This is a genomic window from Stackebrandtia albiflava, from assembly GCF_007994225.1.
Lineage (GTDB): Bacteria > Actinomycetota > Actinomycetes > Mycobacteriales > Micromonosporaceae > Stackebrandtia > Stackebrandtia albiflava.
This window is the reverse complement of sequence record NZ_VLLL01000005.1, coordinates 2,002,418-2,022,223: the sequence shown is the minus strand read 5'-3', so window position 1 is coordinate 2,022,223 and position 19,806 is coordinate 2,002,418. Positions and strand designations below refer to the sequence as shown.

The 19,806-nt window shown below is 71.3% G+C and carries 20 protein-coding genes and 1 pseudogene; 11 read left to right on the top strand and 10 right to left on the bottom strand.

Translation table 11 applies throughout. The annotated features are described in order from the left end of the window. Positions 1-33 precede the first annotated feature (33 nt). The 6 genes from LX16_RS10355 to LX16_RS10330 all read right to left on the bottom strand — a co-directional run bounded on the left by LX16_RS10355 (position 34) and on the right by LX16_RS10330 (position 5,475). Positions 34-984: a pirin family protein gene (locus LX16_RS10355; protein ID WP_147136662.1), complete on the bottom strand. Its 951-nt coding sequence runs from the start codon at positions 982-984 to the stop codon at positions 34-36. Positions 985-1,131: 147 nt separating this feature from the next. Beyond that, on the bottom strand, positions 1,132-1,935 hold the full coding sequence (locus LX16_RS10350) for a spermidine synthase (RefSeq protein WP_147136658.1): 804 nt from the start codon (positions 1,933-1,935) through the stop codon (positions 1,132-1,134). A gap of 116 nt (positions 1,936-2,051) precedes the next feature. Continuing rightward, a complete protein-coding gene (locus LX16_RS10345; protein WP_147136654.1) occupies positions 2,052-2,825 on the bottom strand; it encodes a sporulation protein in 774 nt (257 codons plus the stop codon). A gap of 108 nt (positions 2,826-2,933) precedes the next feature. Then, positions 2,934-3,707 (bottom strand): sporulation protein, encoded by a 774-nt coding sequence (locus tag LX16_RS10340; RefSeq protein WP_147136651.1) that lies wholly within the window; start codon positions 3,705-3,707, stop codon positions 2,934-2,936. Positions 3,708-3,794: 87 nt separating this feature from the next. Then, a complete protein-coding gene (locus LX16_RS10335) occupies positions 3,795-4,541 on the bottom strand; it encodes a sporulation protein (protein ID WP_158645551.1) in 747 nt (248 codons plus the stop codon). 148 nt (positions 4,542-4,689) lie between these two features. Then, positions 4,690-5,475 (bottom strand): GNAT family N-acetyltransferase, encoded by a 786-nt coding sequence (locus LX16_RS10330; protein ID WP_158645550.1) that lies wholly within the window; start codon positions 5,473-5,475, stop codon positions 4,690-4,692. Positions 5,476-5,737: 262 nt separating this feature from the next. On the opposite strand from LX16_RS10330, the gene LX16_RS10325 reads away from it, so the two are divergent. Beyond that, positions 5,738-6,631, top strand: coding sequence for a DMT family transporter (locus tag LX16_RS10325; protein WP_147136641.1), 894 nt, complete (start codon positions 5,738-5,740; stop codon positions 6,629-6,631). A 3-nt stretch (positions 6,632-6,634) separates the two neighbouring features. On the opposite strand, the gene LX16_RS10320 is transcribed toward LX16_RS10325, so the two are convergent. After that, positions 6,635-6,850, bottom strand: a complete 216-nt coding sequence (locus LX16_RS10320) for an FmdB family zinc ribbon protein (protein ID WP_147136638.1) — start codon at positions 6,848-6,850, stop codon at positions 6,635-6,637. 202 nt (positions 6,851-7,052) lie between these two features. Here LX16_RS10320 and LX16_RS10315 point away from each other — a divergent pair, with 202 nt between their 5' ends. Continuing rightward, positions 7,053-8,453, top strand: coding sequence for a serine/threonine-protein kinase (locus LX16_RS10315; RefSeq protein ID WP_147136637.1), 1,401 nt, complete (start codon positions 7,053-7,055; stop codon positions 8,451-8,453). A gap of 27 nt (positions 8,454-8,480) precedes the next feature. On the opposite strand, the gene LX16_RS10310 is transcribed toward LX16_RS10315, so the two are convergent. After that, positions 8,481-9,743 (bottom strand): MFS transporter, encoded by a 1,263-nt coding sequence (locus LX16_RS10310; RefSeq protein WP_211354381.1) that lies wholly within the window; start codon positions 9,741-9,743, stop codon positions 8,481-8,483. A gap of 75 nt (positions 9,744-9,818) precedes the next feature. Between LX16_RS10310 and LX16_RS10305 the strand changes: the two genes are divergently transcribed. The 5 genes and pseudogenes from LX16_RS10305 to LX16_RS10285 all read left to right on the top strand — a co-directional run bounded on the left by LX16_RS10305 (position 9,819) and on the right by LX16_RS10285 (position 14,378). Beyond that, positions 9,819-10,793 carry an ArsR/SmtB family transcription factor gene (locus tag LX16_RS10305; protein ID WP_211354380.1) on the top strand — a complete coding sequence of 325 codons (975 nt, stop codon included), beginning with the start codon at positions 9,819-9,821 and terminating at the stop codon, positions 10,791-10,793. A 132-nt stretch (positions 10,794-10,925) separates the two neighbouring features. Then, on the top strand, positions 10,926-11,723 hold the full coding sequence (locus tag LX16_RS10300; RefSeq protein WP_147136634.1) for a hypothetical protein: 798 nt from the start codon (positions 10,926-10,928) through the stop codon (positions 11,721-11,723). Then, entirely contained in the window at positions 11,720-12,937 is a 1,218-nt protein-coding gene (locus tag LX16_RS10295) for a sensor histidine kinase (RefSeq protein ID WP_147136631.1), read from the top strand. The genes LX16_RS10300 and LX16_RS10295 overlap by 4 nt, the downstream gene beginning before the upstream one ends. Then, positions 12,934-13,563 (top strand): annotated as a pseudogene (locus tag LX16_RS10290) (response regulator); the annotation flags it as partial. The gene LX16_RS10295 and the pseudogene LX16_RS10290, both read left to right, overlap by 4 nt. A 221-nt stretch (positions 13,564-13,784) precedes the next feature. Beyond that, positions 13,785-14,378, top strand: coding sequence for a hypothetical protein (locus tag LX16_RS10285; RefSeq protein WP_147136628.1), 594 nt, complete (start codon positions 13,785-13,787; stop codon positions 14,376-14,378). A gap of 100 nt (positions 14,379-14,478) precedes the next feature. Here the strand turns inward: LX16_RS10285 and LX16_RS10280 are convergent, their stop codons facing one another. Next, positions 14,479-15,390, bottom strand: a complete 912-nt coding sequence (locus tag LX16_RS10280) for a hypothetical protein (protein ID WP_147136624.1) — start codon at positions 15,388-15,390, stop codon at positions 14,479-14,481. Positions 15,391-15,481: 91 nt separating this feature from the next. Between LX16_RS10280 and LX16_RS10275 the strand changes: the two genes are divergently transcribed. After that, a complete protein-coding gene (locus LX16_RS10275) occupies positions 15,482-16,045 on the top strand; it encodes a hypothetical protein (protein ID WP_147136621.1) in 564 nt (187 codons plus the stop codon). Positions 16,046-16,239: 194 nt separating this feature from the next. Beyond that, on the top strand, positions 16,240-17,919 hold the full coding sequence (locus tag LX16_RS10270; protein WP_147136618.1) for a DEAD/DEAH box helicase: 1,680 nt from the start codon (positions 16,240-16,242) through the stop codon (positions 17,917-17,919). Here the strand turns inward: LX16_RS10270 and LX16_RS10265 are convergent. After that, positions 17,893-18,423 carry a VanZ family protein gene (locus LX16_RS10265; protein WP_147136615.1) on the bottom strand — a complete coding sequence of 177 codons (531 nt, stop codon included), beginning with the start codon at positions 18,421-18,423 and terminating at the stop codon, positions 17,893-17,895. The genes LX16_RS10270 and LX16_RS10265 overlap by 27 nt on opposite strands. 132 nt (positions 18,424-18,555) lie before the next feature. On the opposite strand from LX16_RS10265, the gene LX16_RS10260 reads away from it, so the two are divergent. Together LX16_RS10260 and LX16_RS10255 are read left to right on the top strand one after the other, a co-directional pair. Further along, a complete protein-coding gene (locus LX16_RS10260; protein WP_147136612.1) occupies positions 18,556-19,380 on the top strand; it encodes a HipA family kinase in 825 nt (274 codons plus the stop codon). Further along, positions 19,377-19,802: a DUF3037 domain-containing protein gene (locus LX16_RS10255; protein WP_211354379.1), complete on the top strand. Its 426-nt coding sequence runs from the start codon at positions 19,377-19,379 to the stop codon at positions 19,800-19,802. Before LX16_RS10260 ends, LX16_RS10255 begins: the two co-directional genes overlap by 4 nt. Positions 19,803-19,806: the final 4 nt, after the last annotated feature.

The window sequence follows — 19,806 nt, the reverse complement described above, 5'->3', positions numbered from 1 at the left end:
CCGGGACACGACGTGCGTGCCCCGGTGGACCGGTCAGCCCAGGTGCGTCGCCGGGACGGTTCCCATACGGCCGGCCTGGAAGTCCTCGACGGCCTGCAGGATCTCCGCCTTGGTGTTCATGACGAAGGGGCCGTAGCGCGCGACGGGTTCGTGCAACGGCAGGCCGCCCAGCAGCAGGACCTCGAACCGGCCGGTGCGGCCGTGCTGTTCCCGTCCGGCGGTGACCGTCAGCGAGTCGCCCGCGCCGAAGACGGCGAGTTGAGCGTCTCCCAGCGGACGGTCGTCCTCTCCGGCGCGGCCGTCCCCGGAGAGGACGTACGCCATGGCCGAGAAGTCACGGCTCCACGGGACGGTCAACCGGGCACCCGGCGACAGTGACGCGTGCGCCAGCGTGATCGGGGTGTGCGTGAGACCCGGCCCCTCGTGGGCGCCGATCCGCCCGGCGATGAGTCGTACGATCGCGCCGCCGTCGTCCGAGGACAGCATGGTGAGCCGTTCGCCCTTGATGTCCTGGTACCGCGGCGGTGTCCACTTCGCGGCCTTGGGCAGGTTCACCCACAGTTGCACGCCGTCGAACCGGCCACCCTTGACGACGAGTTCCTCACTGGGGAGTTCGTCGTGCAGGATGCCGGAACCGGCCGTCATCCACTGGGTGTCGCCGTCGCCGATGACGCCTCCGCCGCCGTTGGAGTCGTGGTGGACGAGCGTTCCGTCGATCAGGTAGGTCACCGTCTCGAACCCCCGGTGGGGATGCCACGGTGCGCCCTTGGCCTCGTGGGGTTCGTAGGCGGCCAGCATGTGGTCCAACAGCAGGAACGGGTCGGCCTGCGTCATCCCGGGTATCGGGAACGGTCGCCGCACCGGGAATCCGGCGCCCTCAAGGGTCCGGTGGGAGTCCACCACGGCGGTGACGGTCCGGGACCTTCCACCGGTGGCGGTGATCCGGGGCAGGACCAGCAGGTCCGTGGGGGTTACGGCTGGCATGGCTCCTCCTGACGGGCCGGGCCGGCCCGATCGGTCGACCTGGGGTGTGGTCGGCTAAGCGATCCGCGGCCCGGTTCCATTCCGGCGCGAGAGACCCGTCACACCGTGTGGACCTCCTCCGCCCGACCCTCTCGGGTGCCGGGCGGGTCAGCCCTGCAACGGCGAGGTGCCGCCGATGAACCGGGCCAGCGCCTCACCGGTCAGCACCCGCGCCGTGGCGCCGTGTCTGCCGGAGGCCGCCACGATCGCGTGTTCGGGGAGGGGCCGGTCGGCGGCGACGACGAGCGTGTTGCCGTCGCGGCGGCCGCGCAGCATCTGCGGGGTGGCGACCACCGCGACGTGGTCGAACACCGCCGTCACCGTGGCGGCGTGTCGCCTGGTCGCCAGCAGTCCCGCGGCGTCGAGTGCGTTGAGCACGAAGAGGCCGCCCGGTCGCAGTGCCCGCCGGGCGTACTGCGCGAAACCGGTGCCCGACACGGCCGTGGGCATGTCGCCGCCGCGGTACACGTCGGAGATGACGAGGTCCGTGCTGTCGGGGGCGTGCTCGCGGATCGCGTCGGCCGCGTCGGCCAGCCGTAGCCTGATCCCCGAATCGGGCGGGACCGGCAGGCCGTACTGGACGAACTCGGCGAGACCGCGATCGACCTCGATCACGAGTTGGCGGCTGCCGGGCCGGGACGCCGCCAGGTGACGTGGCAGGGTGAGGCCCCCGGCGCCCAGGTGGAGTACGTCGACGGCGCGGCCCTCGGGGAGGACGGCGTCCACGACCCCGGCCACAAGCCGGGCGTACATCATCTCCAGCCGGGTGGGATCTTCCAGATCCACATAGGATTGTGCGACGTCGTTCACCAGCAGGGTCCACCCGCCCGGGTGGCGGGGGTCGGCGACCAGTTCGGCGGTGCCGAAGTCCACCGTGGCGGTCAGGTCCATCCGCTGGTGCCGGTCCGTCATCGTCCCCCCGTAACCTCCCGGGCGCCCTCGTGCGCCGCCCCCCATTCAACCCGCCGCCCGGCCGCGCCGGGACGTCGGGCGGCACCGCCCGGGCTCGCACCCGGGCGGTGCGTGCCTCACCGGAACAGGCCGCGACGGCGTGCGAGCTGGGTCAGTTGGTCCCGCAGCGCCGGGAGCAGGTCGTTCCGGTCGTCGTTGCCGACGCGGATGCTTCCGTAGGCGTCGCCGCCGGCGCTCAGGAAACCGCCCGGCCGGTCCACCTCCAGGATCACGTGGGTGGAGCGTTCGTCGGTCACGAAGGTCAGTTCCAGCGCCTTGAAGGCGTTACGGAACTCACCGGCCGACCAGTACTCGATCTCCTGGTAGAACGGCATCCGCGATCCACGCAGCGTGCCGGCCTCCAGGTCGGCCTTGTGGAAGACGAAGCCGAGACGGTCCAGAGCGGACAACACCTGGTTGTGCACGGGCAGCGGTTCCACCACCAGCGGATCCATGTCGCCCTTGTCGAGCGCACCCTCCAGCTTCAGTTCCGTGGCGACGCCGAGCCGCATGCCGGGGAGGTGGTGGCCGGCCACCGACGACAACGGCGTCTCCCAGGGCACCTGGATCTGGAACGGGACCGCGTGGGCGGCACCGCACTCCAGGGAGAACGGCCCCGCCACCTCGGCGCGCAGGAAGTCGTAGGTGGTGCGGTACTCGTTGTCCCCGCTCTCCACCTCGACGACCGCGTTGAACTCGATCGTGATGCCCTGTACCCGGTAGTCCACGCCACCACCGGTGAACCGGACCTCACCCTGCAACATCGATCCCGGAGTGACGTGCGGAGCGGCCAGCACCGTGTCGACCGACACCCCCGCGCCGAACGCCGCCTTTAGCTTACGAAAGACCATTTCCCGTGGTCCTTTCCGTGAGGGACTTCGCGTCCCGCCACAGTAACCGGGGTGCGCCAGTGCGGGGATCGGCCGTCGGGCCGCGACTCGGGACCGACCGTGCCGGTCTCAGCCAGCCGCGCCGCGGCGGGTGGCCAACTGCTGCAACTGCGTCCGCAGGGCCTCCACCATGTCACCGGCGTCGTCGTTGGAGACCGTGAACCGCTGGTAGGTGTCGTGGCCCGGGCTCAGCAGGCTTCCGTGGTCGTCGGCCTGCAACACGACGTCCGTCGTGGTCTTTCCCGTGACGAACGTCAGCTCCAGCTCCTTGAACGAGTCACGGAACTCACCGGACGGCCAGTACTCGATCTCCTGGTAGAACGGCATGTGGGATCCGGCGATCGTCCCGTCCTCCAGGTCGGCGGTCTGGAACACGAATCCCAGCGACTCCATGGCGTCGAGCACGGCCGCCTGCACCGGCAACGGCTCGACGGTCAACGGGTCGAGGTCTCCCTTGTCGAACGCCTTGTCGAGGGCCAACTCCGTCGACACACCCAGGGTCATGCCCGGCAGCGGCCGACCGGCCAGTGAACTCAACGGGGTCTCCCACGGCACCGGGACCTCGAACTGCACCGAATGGGCGGTGCCCTTGGCCAGTTGGAACGGACCCGACACCTGGGCGCGGTGGAAGTGGTGGGTGGTGGTGGCGGTCTCCCCCTTGTCGTCGCGCTCGACGAGCGCGGTGAACTCCAGGGTGATGCCCTCGACCTTCTGGTCGACGTCGCCGCCGGTGAACTTCACCTCGCCCTGGAGCGTCCCCCCTGGAGTGACGGTGCGTTCGGTGAGGACACTGTCGACCGTGACTCCGACGCCCAGAGCGGCCTTGAGGATGCGAAGAACCACGGATGGATCCTTTCGGGAGGGGTGGTAACGAGCTTGGCACCAGGTTAACCGGCAACCGGTGGTCGTGCGCGCGGCGGTGACACCCGATCAGCCGAACATGCCCGGGCGGTCGGCGAGGCGTTGCAGTTCGGTCCGCAGCCGGTCCCAGACGTCGGTGTCCTCGTGACCGATCCGGACGTGGCCGATCGCGGCCCCGCCGGTGCTGTTGCCGTCCTCGTGCTTGTCCACCTCCAGGTGGACGTCCAGATGGGCCGGTCCGGTCACGAAACCCAGCCGCAGCAGCCGGAACGCCTCCCGGAAGCCACCGGCCGTCCAGTACTCGAACTGCTGCCGCAGCGGCAGCTCGGACCCGGTGAGGCCGCCCGGGGACATGCGTACCCGGTGGAACACGAACCCCAGCGTGTCGACCGCCTTGAGGGCGGCGTGCTGGCTGGGCAGTGGTTCCACACTGAGCGGATCGAGGTCTCCCTTGTCGAAGGCGTGTTCGAGGGCGAGTTCGGTGACCACGCCGATCCGGACGCCCTCCAGGGCCTGGCCGCCGATGCCGGTGACCGGGGTCTCCCACGGCAGCGGGACCGCGAACTCCACCCGTTGTGGACTGCCGGCGGGCAGGGCGAAGCCCTCGCCGGCGCGGTGGCACACCAGGTCCACCGGGTCTGCCCCGTCCACATCGGACTGAAGGTCGAGGGTGACGTGCTGGACGCGATGGTCCTCCCGCCCGCCGGTGAGACGGACCTCCCCCCGGACGGTGCCCCCGGGGGTGACGTGGGTCTCGGTCAGAACGGTGTCGACTTCGACACCGGCGGCGAAGGCGGCCTTGAGTTTGCGAAGCACCAACGAAGGGTCCTCTCGGCGGTAGGGACGACACCGGTCACGGTGCCGGAGGAGACGGCGTCGGATGCGGCGGCGACGCGGTGTCTCCCCGTCACTTTCTACCAAAGCGGAGCGACCGGCCCGGCCCGCCGACCACGCACCCGGCGGATCAGTGGATCGCCACCGACATCGGTTGGAAACGGTGCTCCCGCGACCCCGGCAGGTCGCTCCGGCCGTGCGCCATCAGCGTCGTGTCGAAACCCGGCGCCAGGCCGTGGGCCGTGGCCCACTCACGCACCGCCGTGAGCCGGTGTTCCAGGTCGAGCCGGACCGGCAGGTCGGAGTCCTCGGCGAGACGCCCGATGAGTGCCAGCGCGTCGGAGTCGCCGGCGGCCACCACCGGGCCGATCATCATCGTGCCGTCGTTGCGCCAGCGTGCCGCGAATCCGGTCACCCCGCCGTCCGGCCCCGTCACGACCAGCGTCCGGTCGGCCAGGCCGGCGAACGCCGACAGCAGTGCTCGGCGGTCACTCCCGTGGGCGGCCCGGTCCACCGCGGCGATCGCGTCGAGGTCCTCCGGGGTGGCGGGCCGGACCCGGCCCGGCGGCGTGGCACCGGAGACGAACCGGCCGACATGCGTGGTCACCGGTGACACGTCCTCGAATCCGAGTCGCCGGTACAGACGCCGTCCCGCCGCCGTGGCATAGAGCGTCACCAGCGACCCGTGTGAGACGGAGAGCACGTGCCGCATCAGCCGTTCCCCGATGCCGCGACGGGCGTGGTCCCGAGCCACCAGCATCATCCCCACGGCCGCGCGGCCCTCCCCGCCGGTCACCGTCACCGCGGCGATCAGGCGGCCGGAGTCGTCGACGACGCCGTGACCGGTGCCGTGCTCCAGCAGGAACCGCCACTTGCGGGACTCGGGGCTCCAGCCGCGATCGAGTGAAAGTGCCACGCACGAGGCGTGATCGTCGGGGCCCAGCCGCCGAATCGTCGATGTCGAGGTGGTCATGACCTCCTATTCTCGAAGTCCCACCCCCGCGATCGCAACGGGATAAGCCCACCGGTCGAGTCGCCGTCGGATCACCGCGGGTGGTGTGCGGACGCGGCTCCGCCCCGGAATGGAGGGGTGTGACAGGATCGCGGCGCAGTGGCGGGCGACATGGAGAGGGCGATCGTCGAATGACCGTACCGGCTGTGAGTGGCGGTATCCGTCGATGACTCAGGAATGGTGGGGGGTCCTCATCGCCTTCGCGGGCGCGTTCGGCTACGCCCTGGGCGCCGCGATCCAGCAACTCGACGCCGTGAAACTCGGGGCGAACCGCCGGCTCATGCGGCAACCGCGCTGGTGGATAGGCGGGGCCATCAGCTTCACCGGTGCCTGCCTGCACGCGGTCGCGCTGAGCATGGCGCCGTTGACGATCATCCAACCCATCAGCATGACCACGCTGGTGTACGCCGTGCCGTTGGCGGCCAAACTCCACGGCCGGCGACCGCGCAAGGCCGAACTGCTCGGTTCGGTCGCGGTGTCGATCGGCCTGGCTGGGCTGATGCTGATGATCCCGATCCACGACGCCGACAACCCGGTCCTGCCCGACGGCGCGGCCGTGATGTTCCTGGCCGCAGTGTTGACGGTCGTGGTGGTCAGCCAGCTCCTCGGTCGTCGTTGTTCCGGACCGATGAAGGCGCTGGTGTTCGCCGTCGGCGCCGGTGTCGCCACCGGGACCGTCTCGACCTTCGTGCGCCTGGTGGGCGCCGGAATGCAGACCGACCTGGCGAACCTCGTGCACTGGTTCACCCTGGTGGTGCCCACGATGCTGATCGTGGCCACCGTGTTGCTCCAGAAGTCCTACGCGGTGGGTTACTTCGGAATCGCCTACGCCGCCGCGCAGGTCGCCGATCCGGTGGCGTCGGTGCTGGCAGGGGCGGGACTGCTGGGAGAGCCGTTGCCGCAGGACCCGGCGCTCATCGCGCCCGCGGTCGGCTGCGCGGTCCTGCTCATCGCCGGCACGATCGCGCTGGGACGCAACGCGCCCGACCACGGGCACACCGACGGCGACGTGGTCGAGGTGCCCGTGGCCGAGCCGGCGGAGGTGCGTTCGGCGGCGTGACGGTCAGCCGCCGCAGCAGCCGCCACCACAGCAGCCGCCACCGCCCTCGCCGCCGCCGGACACCGACACCGGCGCACCCGCCAGAGCCACGGTCGACAGCAGTTTCACCGAGTCCTCGTGGCCGGATGGGCAGGGGGCCGGATCCCCGGACTCGGCCATGGGGCGGGACAGTTCGAAGGTCTGTGCGCAGGTGCGGCACCGGTATTCGTAGCGAGGCATGCCACCAGGATAGGGCGGACCGCCCGCGCGTGGTGGGGGCCGTGACCCGACGACGAGTGGACGACACCGATTGTGGGTATCGCAGCGGTGTGACGGGCCGCCATACACCTCCGCCGCTGTCCGGTCTGTCCCGGGGCGTGAGGTTCGCGCCGTCGGACGGACGTGGCATATTTGACGACCGGTCTACCCGAAAGAGCTGAACGTGCAGGTTGGAGACATTCTCGGACGGCGCTACCGTCTCGACGAACGCGTCGACGGCGGAGCGATGGGTGAGGTCTGGCGCGGCACCGACACCAGGCTCAACCGCCAGGTGGCCGTCAAGATCCTGCACGCGTCGCTGTCGACGACGAAGGCGTTCCGGGAACGGTTCGGCGCCGAGGCGAGGGCCGCGGCCGCGCTCCGCGCCCCCGGCATCGTCGACCTGTACGACTACGGGGAGGACCACCCCGACGACAACACCGTCATCTCCTACCTCGTGATGGAGTTCGTGCCGGGCAGGGCGTTGTCGGTGATGCTGGCCGAACGGGGCAGGCTCCCCGCCGGTGACACGATGGCGATCATCGGCAGGTGCGCCCAGGCGCTCGACGCGGCCCACCAGGCCGGTGTCATCCACCGGGACGTCAAGCCCGGCAACATACTCGTCCTCGACGACGGCAACATCAAGGTCGTCGACTTCGGCATCGCCCGCGCCCACGGCGAATCCGGCCTCACCGCGACCGGGCAGGTCATGGGGACCGTCGCCTACGTGTCGCCCGAACAGCTCTACGACGAGGAACTCGGCGGCGCCTCCGACATCTACTCGCTGGGAGTCGTCGCGTACGAGTGCCTGGCCGGGCGCAAGCCGTTCACCGGGGACGTCCCCGCCGCCGTCATCCACGCGCAACTCCACCAGGAACCCCCGCCGTTGCCCGAGGACGTGCCCGCGCCGGTGGCCGAACTGGTCATGAAGTGCCTGGCGAAGTCACCGGCCGACCGCTGGGAGAGCGGTGCCGCCCTCGCCGAACGGTGCCGCCACCTCGCCGCGGGACTCCCGCAGGGCGACTCGACGGAGCCGATGGACTCGGTGACCGACACCGCGACCGGTGCGATCGTCCGGGTCCCCGCACCCGGTGACACACAGTCGCAACCGGTGGTGACCGACGTCGAGGCCGCACCGGCCTCCGAGGCCGCGACCGGACGGCCGGACCGCAGGCGGCGTTCCCAGCTCGTCGCGGTGCTCGTGGCGGTGGCGATCCTGGCCGCGGTGGGCACGGCCGCCGCGTGGCGACCGTGGGAGACCCCGGCGGTCACCGAACCCGGCGACGACCGGGACCGCACCACCGTGCAGACCAGGGAACCCGAGGACGACGCGGAGGAGAGCTCCGTGGACGACGGCGGCTGGGAAGACGGCGGCCAGTGGGAGTCGCCGAGCGGATCGGAGTCGCCGTCGCCCGACGGGTCACCGTCGTCTCCCGAACCGTCGGAGGACGAGACCAGTACCGAGGAACCGACCGACACGACGTCACCTTCTGAGCCCGAACCGTCCACGAGTGATGACGGTGGTGACGACGGGGGAGACGACCCGGGAAACCCTCCCGGCGGCCAGGGCCTCGACCTGGCCTGACGGCCGATTCCCGCCGGTTCACGGCGCCTACTCGACCGGTAGGTCCCGGCTCTTCCGGAACGGGGAGAAGTACACGGCCAGCCAGCTGGTCGCCAGGCCCGCCGCCGCTATCCACAGCACCGTGGTGGCGCCGTACAGTTCGCCCACGGCTCCGGCCGAGACCGCCCCGACCGTCACGACGCCGGTGAACAGGAACCGGAAGGTCGCGTTCATCCGCCCGGCCAGCCGGTCGGGAGTGGCGGCCTGCCGGTAGGAGATCTTCAGTACGTTGTCGACGCCGATCGCCATGGCGAACAGCAGCCAACCCGGTGTCGCCAGCCACCACCGGTCCGGGACCGCCAGCAGCGGTAGGCAGAGCGCCCCCGGGGCCGCCAGCGCACCGACCAGCCAGATCGCCCGGCTGGAACCGAGCCGGGCCGAGATCCGCCGTGCCAGGGCGGCCCCTGCGAGGCCGGCGGCGCCGCCGAGGCCCAGGAATCCGCCCAGAACCGACGCCGACAGCCCCCGTTCGGCGACGAGGAGGACCGGGGCGATGGTCAACAGCATGGTCATGAACAGGTTGACGAGCACCCCGCCGACGGCCAGCGGACGCAACCGGGGATGCCCGAACACGTGACGCACTCCCTCTCCGACGTCGCGGCGCAGCCGTGTCCGTTCCGTCGCGGGCTCCGGAGTGGGCTCGTGGGTGCGGAGTCTCGCCAGACACGCGGCCGACCACAGGAGGCCGACCGCCTCGGTCAACAGGGCGACGGGGGCGGTGAGCCACTGCACCAGGTGGCCGCCCAGACCCCGTCCCGTGATGTTCGCGACCGAGTCGAGCGACACCAGCGCGGAGTTCGCCGAGGTCAGGTCGGGACGCGTGACCAGCCGGGGCAGGAGGCTCTGGGCGGCGACGTCGAAGAACACCGTAGCGACTCCCGCGGCCAGCGCCACCGCGTAGAGGTGCGGCATCGACAGCGCGTCGAACCACCACGCGATCGGGATCGACACGATCAGCGCGGCACGGACCAGATCGGCGGTGATCATCAACGGGCGACGCCGCATACGGTCCACCCAGGCACCGGCCGGGAGGCCCACCACCAGGAAGGCCGCGGTTCCCAGGCCGCCCAGCAGGCCCACCTGCCACGGTGATGCGTCAAGCGTCACCACGGCCACCAGTGGGAGTGCGAGATGGCCGACGTGGCTGCCGAATCTGGCGAGCGCCGCCGACATGAAGAGCCGGCGGAACTCCGGTTGCCGGAACAGTGGGCGCCGGGTCGCGGTGCCGTCGTGGGGAAGAGTCGTAGTCACCGTCACAACGTCCGTGGTGGAGCCTCGGCCCGCCCGGGATTTAGCCTGGGCCGAATCCGACGGACGGGAGCCGAAGTGATCGAACTCGAAATGTCGGCCGACGACGTGGCCGTGACCCGGCTGGCCAGGTCTCCGCTGTGGGAGGTGGTGGGCAGTCTCCGGGTCCTCAAGGAACCCCGATCGCACCCCGATCACGCCTGGTGGGTGTCCCACACCGTGCCGAGGCTGCGGGCCGCCGACCTGGATCTGGGCCTGCTGTCGGACCTCGTGCCCGTGCCGGGCAGAGTGCTCCCGGCGTTTCTGGCGCCGCCGCCGGCCGTCACCGGACCAGACATCGGCATGGAACTGGCGGGGCTCGCCGCGATGGACCCCGAACGGATACGTGACGGCGTCGACATGCTGCCGGGCGAACCCACCCACCGGTTGAAGGCGTTGCGCGACGACCCGGCTCGCGTGTTGCCCGATCTCGTCGACGCCGTCCGCCGGTACTGGGATGTCGCGCTGGCGCCGCACTGGCCGCGGATCCGTACGGTGTGCGACGCGGACGTCACCTACCGGGCGCGCCGCCTGGCCGAGGGGGGCGCCGTGCGTCTGTTCGCCGGACTCTCGGACAAGGTGTCGTGGAACGACGGCAGACTGACGATCCGAAGCACGTTCCGCCGGCGGATCGCGTTGGAGGGTCGCGGTCTGTTGTTGGTGCCGTCGGTGTTCGTCGGCGACGGGGTGTTCTCGGTGGTGAACCGCCCCTGGCAGCCGACCGTCCGGTATCCGGCGCGCGGTCTGGGACTACTGTGGTCGACGGCGCCGCCACCGGTGGTGCCGGCGGCCCTCGCCGAGGTCATCGGCCGGTCCCGCGCGGCCATCCTCGCCGCCCTGGTCCATCCACGGTCCACCGGAGACCTGGCGTTGCAGTGCGACCTCTCCAACGGTGCGGTGTCGCAACACCTGGGGTTGCTGCACGCCGCCGGTCTCGTGAGCCGGCACCGCGACGGGCGATTCGTCCTGTACACCCGTACCGACGCCGCCGAGGCGCTTCTGGCGGCCGCCTGAGCCGGTTCCCGACGTTGTCGCTACGGCCCGCACCGCGATCGGGTCGGTGCACACCACCGTTCCCCCGCGTGGGGGAGCCGGATCACCTGCGCAGGCGAGGGCGTCCGCCCCCGTCTCCACGATCGTGGAGACATGACGACACACATCGATTCGCGACCGTCCCACCGGCGACTGGTCCTCACCGCGGGCTGGCTCGGCGTCGCCCTGCTCGTCGGGTACGCGACCTGGGCGGGGGCGATCGCCATGGACCTGATGCTCGTGATCCTGTCGGTGGTCGAACTGTTCGGCGGCACCGACGTACTGCCGTTCGCACCGGACTGGCTCGGCATGCTGGGCCGGGTGGCCGCAGTGGCGGTCGCCGGCTACCTCGCGTTGCGCACGGTGCGATACCAGCGGACCTCCCGGGGCGCCTGTGCCCGCTGCGGCCGCGCCGAGGCACCCCGCCGCGACCTGAGCCGGGCGGCACGGATCGCGGCGTACCTGACGGTGATCCCGGCGGGCGGCTACGCGGCCCTGAAACTGCACTGGGCGTTCGGCGGCGGCATCGGCCTGGCCGATCCGGACGTGTTCGACGGCGTCACCCTCACCTCGCCCGGGTTCGCCGACACCGCCGTCATGGCCGCCATCGGCGTGGGCCTGGCCGTCGCGATGACCCACCGGTGGCGGCTGCCGCGCTGGATGCTGCTGGCGCCGTCGCTGTTCGGTCTGGCGATGCTCATCCCGGTGTCGGTCTTCGGAACCGCCGTCAACGTGACGCACCTGTTCGATCCGGTGGAGACCGGACTGGCCACCTGGGTCGGCTGGTTCGTGTACACCTGCTTCACCGTGTGGGCCGCCGGCCTGCTGCTCGTCACCGTCGACTACCACCAGGCGACGGCCGGGACGTGCCGTTCCTGCGGGCGGGAACGTCGTGCGAGGATCGCGGCGTGATCCTGCGCCCGTTGACCAGCGCCGCCACCTACCGGGGATGGCTGTGGCTCATCGTGGGCGGCGGCCTGGTCATGCCGTTCATGCTCGGTGCGGAGGTCGTCCGGATCGCGATCTGGGGCGGCCCCACCCCGACCGCGGTGATGTCGGTGGTGGACCCGGTGCTGTTCCTGGCGTGCCTTCCGGTGGTGGCGCTGGCCGGGGCGCTGTTGCCGATCCGGCCGGCATCGGCGTTCCTCGCCCGCACGCTGCTGGGTGCGACCGGGCTCACCGAGACCGGCCGCGCCACCGGTTGGGCCGACCGCTCCCGGCAGGCGGGATGGCTGCTGATCCACCTGGGGGTGGGCGGCGTCCTCAGTGGTGTGACCCTGGCCCTGGTGCCGTTCCTGGCACTGGTCGCGTTGTTGCCGGTTCTGCCCGACCGCGGACTCGCCTCCGGCGTCCTCGCCGGTCTGGAATGGCAGGCGTGGTGGGGACCGATCATCGCTCCGGTGGCGGCTGCCGGCCTGGTGTACGTGGTCGCCGGGACGGGCACCGTGCTCCGCCGGGCCGCGGAACGGATGCTCGGCCCCAGTGCCGCCGACCGGCTGGCGGCGAGCCGTGCCAGGGAACGACGACTCGCCGAACGTAACCGCATCGCCCGGGAACTCCACGACTCGGTGGGCCACGCGCTGTCGGTGGTGACGGTGCAGGCGGAGGCCGCCGACCGCGTGTTCGACACCGATCCCGAGTTCACCCGTCGGGCGTTGCGCATCGTGGCCGAGACCGCCCGGGACGCCGTCGCCGAACTCGACCAGGTGTTGGAGGTGCTGCGCGACGAGACCACCCACCACGCCGGACCCGGCCTGTCGGCCCTGCCCAGGTTGCTGGCCGAATCGGGACTGCGGCTCACCACCCGGATCCCCGATCCGATGCCGGAACTGCCGGTGCACCTGTCCAGGGAGGCGTACCGCATCGTGCAGGAGAGCGTGACCAACGCGCTCCGCTACGGCGACGGCAGTGCGACGGTCACGATCACCGAGACCGAGGGGTGGCTGCGCATCGAGGTGGTGAACCCGATCGGGGCCGCCGGGATGACCAGGGCCGGCGGCGGCGGTGGATTCGGCCTGGCGGGACTCACCGAACGCGCCGCCATCCTGGGCGGCGAGGTCCACGGTGGCCCGCGCGACGGTCGCTGGCGGGTCTCCGCCGCGCTCCCGCTAAGGTCGGCGCCGTGACGACGGTGCTGTTGGCGGACGACGAGGAGCTGATCCGTTCCGGGATGGCGGTGATCGTCGGCGCGGAAGCCGACTTCGAGGTCGTCGGGCAGGCCGACGACGGGGTCGCCGCCGTGGCCGAGGCACGCCGCCTCCGTCCGGACCTCGTGTTGATGGACGTCAGGATGCCCCGCGTCGACGGCATCGAGGCGACCAGGCAGATCCTCCGGGACGTCCGTCCGGCCCCGAGGATCATCGTGGTCACCACCTTCGACAACGACGACTACGTCTACGAGGCGTTGCGGGCGGGAGCGGCCGGTTTCCTCCTGAAGCGCACCCGTCCGGCCGACCTCATCGCGGCGATGCGCCTGGTGGCAGGTGGTGACGCCCTGCTTTACCCGGAGGCGGTGCGGAGACTCGCGGCGGCGCACCGCGGTCGCGGTGACGGCCTGCGGTCGGCAGGTCTGACCGAACGGGAGTCCGAGGTGTTGCGACTGATGGCCGCCGGACTGTCCAACGCGGAGATCGCGGCCGACCTCTATCTCGGCACCGAGACCGTGAAGACGCACGTGGCGGCGGTGTTGGCGAAGCTGTCGGTCCGTGACCGGACCCAGGCGGTGATCCGCGCCTTCGAGTCCGGATTCGTGCCGGTGGACTTAGCGCTTCCGAATTGTCGGCGTCTGCCCGGCCACCCGGTTTGCGACCTCGGGACGAGGTCGCGTCGTCCCCCGGTAGGAGCGGCCCACCCCCGGGGCGGAGACGGGCCGACCGTGGGCAGTAGACGGTGTTTCCCCTGAAGCCGGACGGAAACCGGCCGGTGGACCCATATGGTCGGTGGCGACAGAGTCGGACGACATCGGAGCAGACAATGACCAACTCCGCGCCACAGTTCTCACAACCGGGGCCCCGGACCCGCCCGGGCACCGTCACCACCGCCGTAGTGCTGCAGTTCCTCGTGGTGGCGCTGACGGCCGTCGGCGTCGTGTTCAGCCTCATGTACAGCGCCGACATGACCGAGGCGATGCGCGCCAATCTGGAGGAGCAGGGCGCCGCACCCGACATCGTGAACTCGGTGAGCGGCGGCGGTGACGCCCTGACGCTCATCGTGACCATCGTTCCCGCGCTGATCTACCTGGTGTTGGCGGTGTTCAACCTCAGGGGCAGCAACCCGGCCCGGATCACCACGTGGGTGTTCAGCGGCCTGATGCTGGTGTGCAGCCTGCTGACCGCCGGACTGGCCGGCCTCCTGTCCGGAATGGGCCCGACCGACGGCGTCGACATCGGCGAGGCCACCGAGGCGGGGATGGCCGTGTTGCCCTCCTGGTACGGCGCGTTCACCGTCGTGTCCATGGTGGTGAGCATCGTGTGCTATCTGGCGGTCATCATCCTGCTCGCGCTGCCGGCGTCCAACCGGTTCTTCCGCAAGGACCGTCCCCAGGTGATCCTTCCCGGCGACGCCTGACCGGCCGGTGGTGGTGCCGCCGCCCATGCCCGGCGTGGGCGGCGGCACCGGTCCCGGGGCCGGCCCGCGTGCCGGTGGTTCCGGGACCGTGGTGTGGCGGTCAGGCGGGGAAGTACCCGCCGATGCGCAGGACAGTGGCACTGGCGGCGTCGATCACCATGCGGTCGCCGACCGGTTCGGTCAGTTCCACCGTGACCGGCGTGTACGTCAGCTGCTCGGTGCACATCTGTGTGTCGTCGGTCTTCATGGTCCCGGCGACGACGATCGCGTCCCGGGTCTCGTACGCGAGCGGCTGGAAGTCGGTGTCACACGCGCCGCCCGCGAGCAGGTAGGTAAGTTCGGCACCGTCGACCGACTCGATGCCCGCCGCCCCGGTCAGTCCGGCGGGCGGGGTGAAGTCGGGAACGTCCAACGGGGCCGGTTGCGGGGATTCGGCGGTGTCGAAGGCGACCTGGCTGATCGGCTCGGACAGACCGTCCACCGTGTACAGCCAGGCGGGCACCTCCAGCGAACCCAGGCTGGTCCACCGGGTCGTGGTTCCCGGCCGCACGTCGGTGACGGTGAGGACTCCGCACACGGCGGTGTGCGAGGTGGTGCCGTCGTCACCGGTGCCGGAGGTCTCGTCCGGCACGGGCTCCCTCGGGCAGTCGGCCGGTGGCTCTCCGCCGATGGCCAGCGCCTCCCACGCCTGCTCCGCCGACCAGGTGTCCACGGTGATCCCCTGTATCTCGCCCGGCGGGGAGGAGTCCGGCAGTGCGGCGTCCAGTACGTACCACCCGTTCGCCACGGCGGAGGACTGCGCCTCGGTCAACTCCTCACCGTCCGGCGTGGCGACCACCGGCCGGTCCAACAGCACCGGTGCGTCACCGCCCCAGTAGTCGGCGGGTTCCACCGCCTGCCAGGCGGTCGCCACCTGTTGCGCCCGCGTGTCGAACTCGCCTCCGTCGTCGGCGGGTGCGGCGTCCGACTCGCCTCGTCCACAGGCCGCGGTCAGCAGTGCCACGGCGGCCACGGGGATAATCCATCTCCTCATGTCGATCTGACGCAGCCGGTTCCGATCGGGTTCGCCCGGTCGGTGGACGGATTTCCCGTATGGTCGGCTCATGACCGCACCACGGCGGAGGGCGTCGGACGAGGCGCTGATCGAGAACACCGGCGGCGACTGGCGGAGCTGGTTCGCGGTGCTGGACGCCTGGGGTGCCACGACCAGGCGGCACGCCGACATCGCGGCCCACCTGGCCGGTGAACACCGGGTGCCGGAGTGGTGGGCGCAGACGATCACCGTCGGATACGAGCAGGACCGTGGAATGCGCTTGCCGGGCGAACGTCCCGACGGCACCTTCGAGATCGGCGTCAGCGTCACGGTCGGCCTGTCGTCCGACGAGGTCTTCGACTGGTGGGACTCGGCGGACCGTCGCGCCCGGTGGCTGCCGGGCGATCCGCTGTCGCCCCGCACGGCCGACCGCCCCCGCAGACTCCGGTTCGACTTCACCCCCGACGACACCCGCGTGGCCGTCGAACTCGTGTCCAGGGGAGACCATCGCGCGGCCGTTCGGCTTCGGCACGAACGACTTCCCGACCCGGAGACCGCCGCCACACGCAGGGAGTTCTGGCGCGACAGGTTGGCCGAGTTGAAGACCCGCGCGGAGGCGTATCGACCGATGTGACCGACGGCGCTGCCGCCCCGCCTTGGTGGTGCCGATTCCGTGCACTACAGTTGACCACTGTTTGACCCATTTACCGGCGTCGAGAATCCGACGCCCCGGGCGCGTCCCGACGAATTCTCACTTGAATCGCAAACAGGCGATATCCCGAGAGTCTTTCCGCGGTACGTGCTTTGACTACTGTGGAAGGTTCCTTGATGACCCTTGCTCAACTAGAGCAACCCGTCATGCCCGAATCGACCGAGCAGGCCGTACCCGGCTTCGCCGAACTCGGGCTGCCCGCGTCGATCGTCGCCGAACTCGGTCGGCGCGGCGTCACCACGCCGTTCCCGATCCAGGCAGCGACGATCCCCGACGCCCTCGCCGGAAAGGACGTCCTCGGCCGGGGACGGACCGGATCCGGTAAGACCCTCAGCTTCGGACTGCCGCTGCTGGTCGGCCTCGCGGCCGACGGCGAGAGCAGCGAGGCCAAGCGGCCCCGCGGCCTCATCCTCACCCCCACCCGCGAACTGGCCATGCAGGTGGCCGACGCCCTCGACCCCTACGCGAACATCCTCGGCCTGGAGATGAAGGTCGTGTGCGGCGGGACGTCCATGTCCCGCCAGATCGACGCGCTCAAGCAGGGCGTGGACGTGCTCGTGGCCACCCCCGGCCGCCTGCGCGACCTGATCGACCGCCGGTTCTGCTTCCTGGACCGGGTGTCCGTCGCTGTCCTGGACGAGGCCGACCAGATGGCCGACATGGGCTTCCTACCCGAGGTCACCGCCATCCTCGACCTGATCCCGTCGGGCGGGCAGCGCATGCTGTTCTCCGCGACGCTGGAACGCGAGATCGACACGCTCGTCAAGCGTTACCTGGACAAGCCGGTCACCCACGAGGTCGACCCCTCCGCCGGCGCGGTGACCACCATGAGCCACCACGTCCTGGTCGTCAAACCGAACACCAAGGCCCCCGTGACCGCGGCCATCGCCGGGCGCAAGGGCCGCACCATCGTGTTCGTGCGCACCCAGATGGGCGCCGACCGGGTCGCCGCACAGCTCCGCCAGGCGGGCGTACGCGCGGCGGCACTGCACGGCGGCATGACCCAGCAGGCGCGCACCGGCGTCCTCGACGACTTCAAGGACGGCGAGGTGGACGCGCTCGTGGCGACCGACGTCGCCGCCCGGGGCATCCACGTCGACGGCATCGACCTGGTGATGAACGTCGACCCCGCCCGCGACGGCAAGGACTACCTGCACCGTGCCGGGCGTACCGCCCGCGCCGGCCGCAGCGGCATCGTCGTCACCCTGGCACTCCCGCACCAGCGTAAGACGGTCTTCGGGATGCTGGAGCGGGTCGACGTCGACGTCTCCCGTCACCTGGTGACCGGGGCGTTCGACGAGGAACTGGTGCGCATCACCGGCGCCCGGTCGCTCACCGACATGGAGGCGGACACCGTCGCCCGTGAGGCGGAGGCCGCCCAGGTGGAGGCCGACGCGCTCCTGGCGCAGTCCGAGGCGCTGGCCGCCAAGGCGGCCCGACTCCACGGCGAGGCCGCCCGGCTGCGCGACCGCGCCGAGAAGGAACGTTCCGGCCTGATCGAACCCGAGCAGCCCCGTCCGTACCGTGACCGGCCACCCCGCGAGCGGCACGGCGGCGGCAAGCCCTACCGGGGCCAGGGCGGCGGTCCGCGACATGACGACCGCGACCGGCGCCACCAGCGCGACGACCGTGGCCGTGGCAACGGCCGCTTCGACGACCGCCCGCGCGGTGGACGCCGGGACGACTCGCGCGGTGGACGCTGGGAGGACCGGGGCGAGCGCAGGTTCGGCGACCGGGGACGCCACGACCGGTCCGAGCAGCGCGCCCGGTCAGGCTGGCGCGACCGCCGGGACTGACAACCGCCGTCCCAGGCGCGCCGCGATGAGCGCGCCGCACACGTTCAACAGCACGTCGTCGACGGAGGACACACGTCCGATGTCGAGCACGGCCTGTGCCGCCTCGATCGCCGAGGCGGCACACAAGGCCGCGACCCCGATCCACCGGACGGGCACCCGCCACCTCGCCGCCGCCGCGAAACCGGCGGCGGCGAACACGGCGAGGTTGCCACCGATCTGGACGACGGCGTCTCCCACGTCCCGGCCGATCACCTCGACCAGGTCCACCAGCGGCACGAGCCGGTGACCACCGGGTCCGTCCGCCGGAGTGAACACCATCCACAGCCACGGGACGGTCCCGACCACCGCCCCGACCTCACAACACGACCGATACCACGCGACGGCGGTGGGCTCTCCGAGCCGCCGCCGTCTTCGCGTCGCCGCCGCCGCGACACCCGCCGCCACCGGGAGGGCGAGCGCCGTCACCGTCAGGACCACTCCCCATCGCTCCCACAGCGTCGCCATGGCGGTCACCGTAGCCGCCTCCGGCGCCACCGGCGCGGGCCGATGCCGGGTGGACACCGGCCCGACGGGGGGCCGGAGGCCACCGGCCACTGGTGCGTGGTGGCGCCGCCGCACCACATAAGCTCTGATGTCGTGCTTGATGAGGTCGAGGCGATCAGATACGTGACGCCGTTGCGCGAGGGCGGATCACTTCCGGGGGTCATGGAGGCCGACGACCTGGGCGTCTACGTGGTGAAGTTCAGCGGCGCGGGGCAGGGCCGCCGCGTCCTGGTGGCCGAGACGATCTGCGGTGAACTGGGCAGGGCGTTGGGGCTGCCGGTGCCCAGACTGGTGACGGTGACCGTCGATCCCGCACTCGGCCGGTCGGAGCCCGATCAGGAGGTGCAGGAACTGCTCACCAACAGCCCCGGCCTCAACCTCGGCATGGACTTCCTGCCCGGTTCCCTCGACTTCGACGCCGCCGAGCAGCCGGTGGACGCGGCGCTGGCCGGCCGGGTGCTGTGGTTCGACGCCTTCACCGGGAACGTGGACCGGACGTGGCGGAACCCCAACATGCTGTGCTGGCACGGTCGGCTGTACCTCATCGACCACGGGGCCGCGTTGACCTTCCACCACAACTGGCCGACCGCCGACGCCTTCCCCGCCCGCCCGTACGACGCGGGGGGCCACGCGCTGCTGGAGTCCTCACCGGACCTGGTGGCGGCCGACACCGCGCTGGCTCCACTGGTGACGGAGGAGCTGTTGACCGAGGTGGTGGCGCAGGTCCCCGAGGAGTGGCTGGACGAGGAGTCCCGGCGGGACCGTTACGTCTCGGTGCTGTCGGACCGCCTGGCGCGGCGGGAACACTGGCTCGACTCGGCCGCGGCGGCCGTACGGGCCGGGCGGGCGGCCGCACCGCCGGTGGACAACCGGCCGGACTGGCTGCGCGGCTTCGGGGCGAGGGGGGACCGCCGGTGAACGCGGGACGGGTCGTATACGAGTACGCGGTCGTGCAGGTGGTGCCGCGCGTCGACCGGGGTGAGTGCATGAACGCCGGTGTGCTGCTGTACAGCCAGCGGCCACTGCACCTGTCGGCGCGGTTCGCGCTGGACGTCGACAGGTTGCGGGCACTGGATCCGGGCGCCGACGAGGCGAGTATCCGCCGCGCGCTCGACGTGGTCGCCCGGGTCTGCGCCGGAGGCCCGGAGGCCGGTCCCGCCGCCGCGGAACGGCTGGGTGCCCGCTTCCGGTGGCTGGTCGCGCCGCGAAGCACCGTGGTCAGGGCGGGTCCCGTCCACACCGGACTCACCGCCGACCCCGAGGCGGAGGCGGAACGGCTGCTGCGGGCGATGGTGTGGCCGGTGGGCAATCCGGTTGACGGTGCCGGCGGCGGCCTATAGGTTG

Excerpts from the sequence above, each read along its gene's own strand:
- LX16_RS10275 (WP_147136621.1), top strand. The coding sequence starts at position 15,482 with ATGACCGCACCACGGCGGAGGGCGTCGGACGAGGCGCTGATCGAGAAC.
- LX16_RS10345 (WP_147136654.1), bottom strand. The coding sequence starts at position 2,825 with ATGGTCTTTCGTAAGCTAAAGGCGGCGTTCGGCGCGGGGGTGTCGGTC.
- LX16_RS10355 (WP_147136662.1), bottom strand. The coding sequence starts at position 984 with ATGCCAGCCGTAACCCCCACGGACCTGCTGGTCCTGCCCCGGATCACC.
- LX16_RS10270 (WP_147136618.1), top strand. The coding sequence starts at position 16,240 with ATGACCCTTGCTCAACTAGAGCAACCCGTCATGCCCGAATCGACCGAG.
- LX16_RS10320 (WP_147136638.1), bottom strand. The coding sequence starts at position 6,850 with ATGCCTCGCTACGAATACCGGTGCCGCACCTGCGCACAGACCTTCGAA.
- LX16_RS10300 (WP_147136634.1), top strand. The coding sequence starts at position 10,926 with ATGACGACACACATCGATTCGCGACCGTCCCACCGGCGACTGGTCCTC.
- LX16_RS10285 (WP_147136628.1), top strand. The coding sequence starts at position 13,785 with ATGACCAACTCCGCGCCACAGTTCTCACAACCGGGGCCCCGGACCCGC.
- LX16_RS10325 (WP_147136641.1), top strand. The coding sequence starts at position 5,738 with ATGACTCAGGAATGGTGGGGGGTCCTCATCGCCTTCGCGGGCGCGTTC.
- LX16_RS10350 (WP_147136658.1), bottom strand. The coding sequence starts at position 1,935 with ATGACGGACCGGCACCAGCGGATGGACCTGACCGCCACGGTGGACTTC.
- LX16_RS10265 (WP_147136615.1), bottom strand. The coding sequence starts at position 18,423 with ATGGCGACGCTGTGGGAGCGATGGGGAGTGGTCCTGACGGTGACGGCG.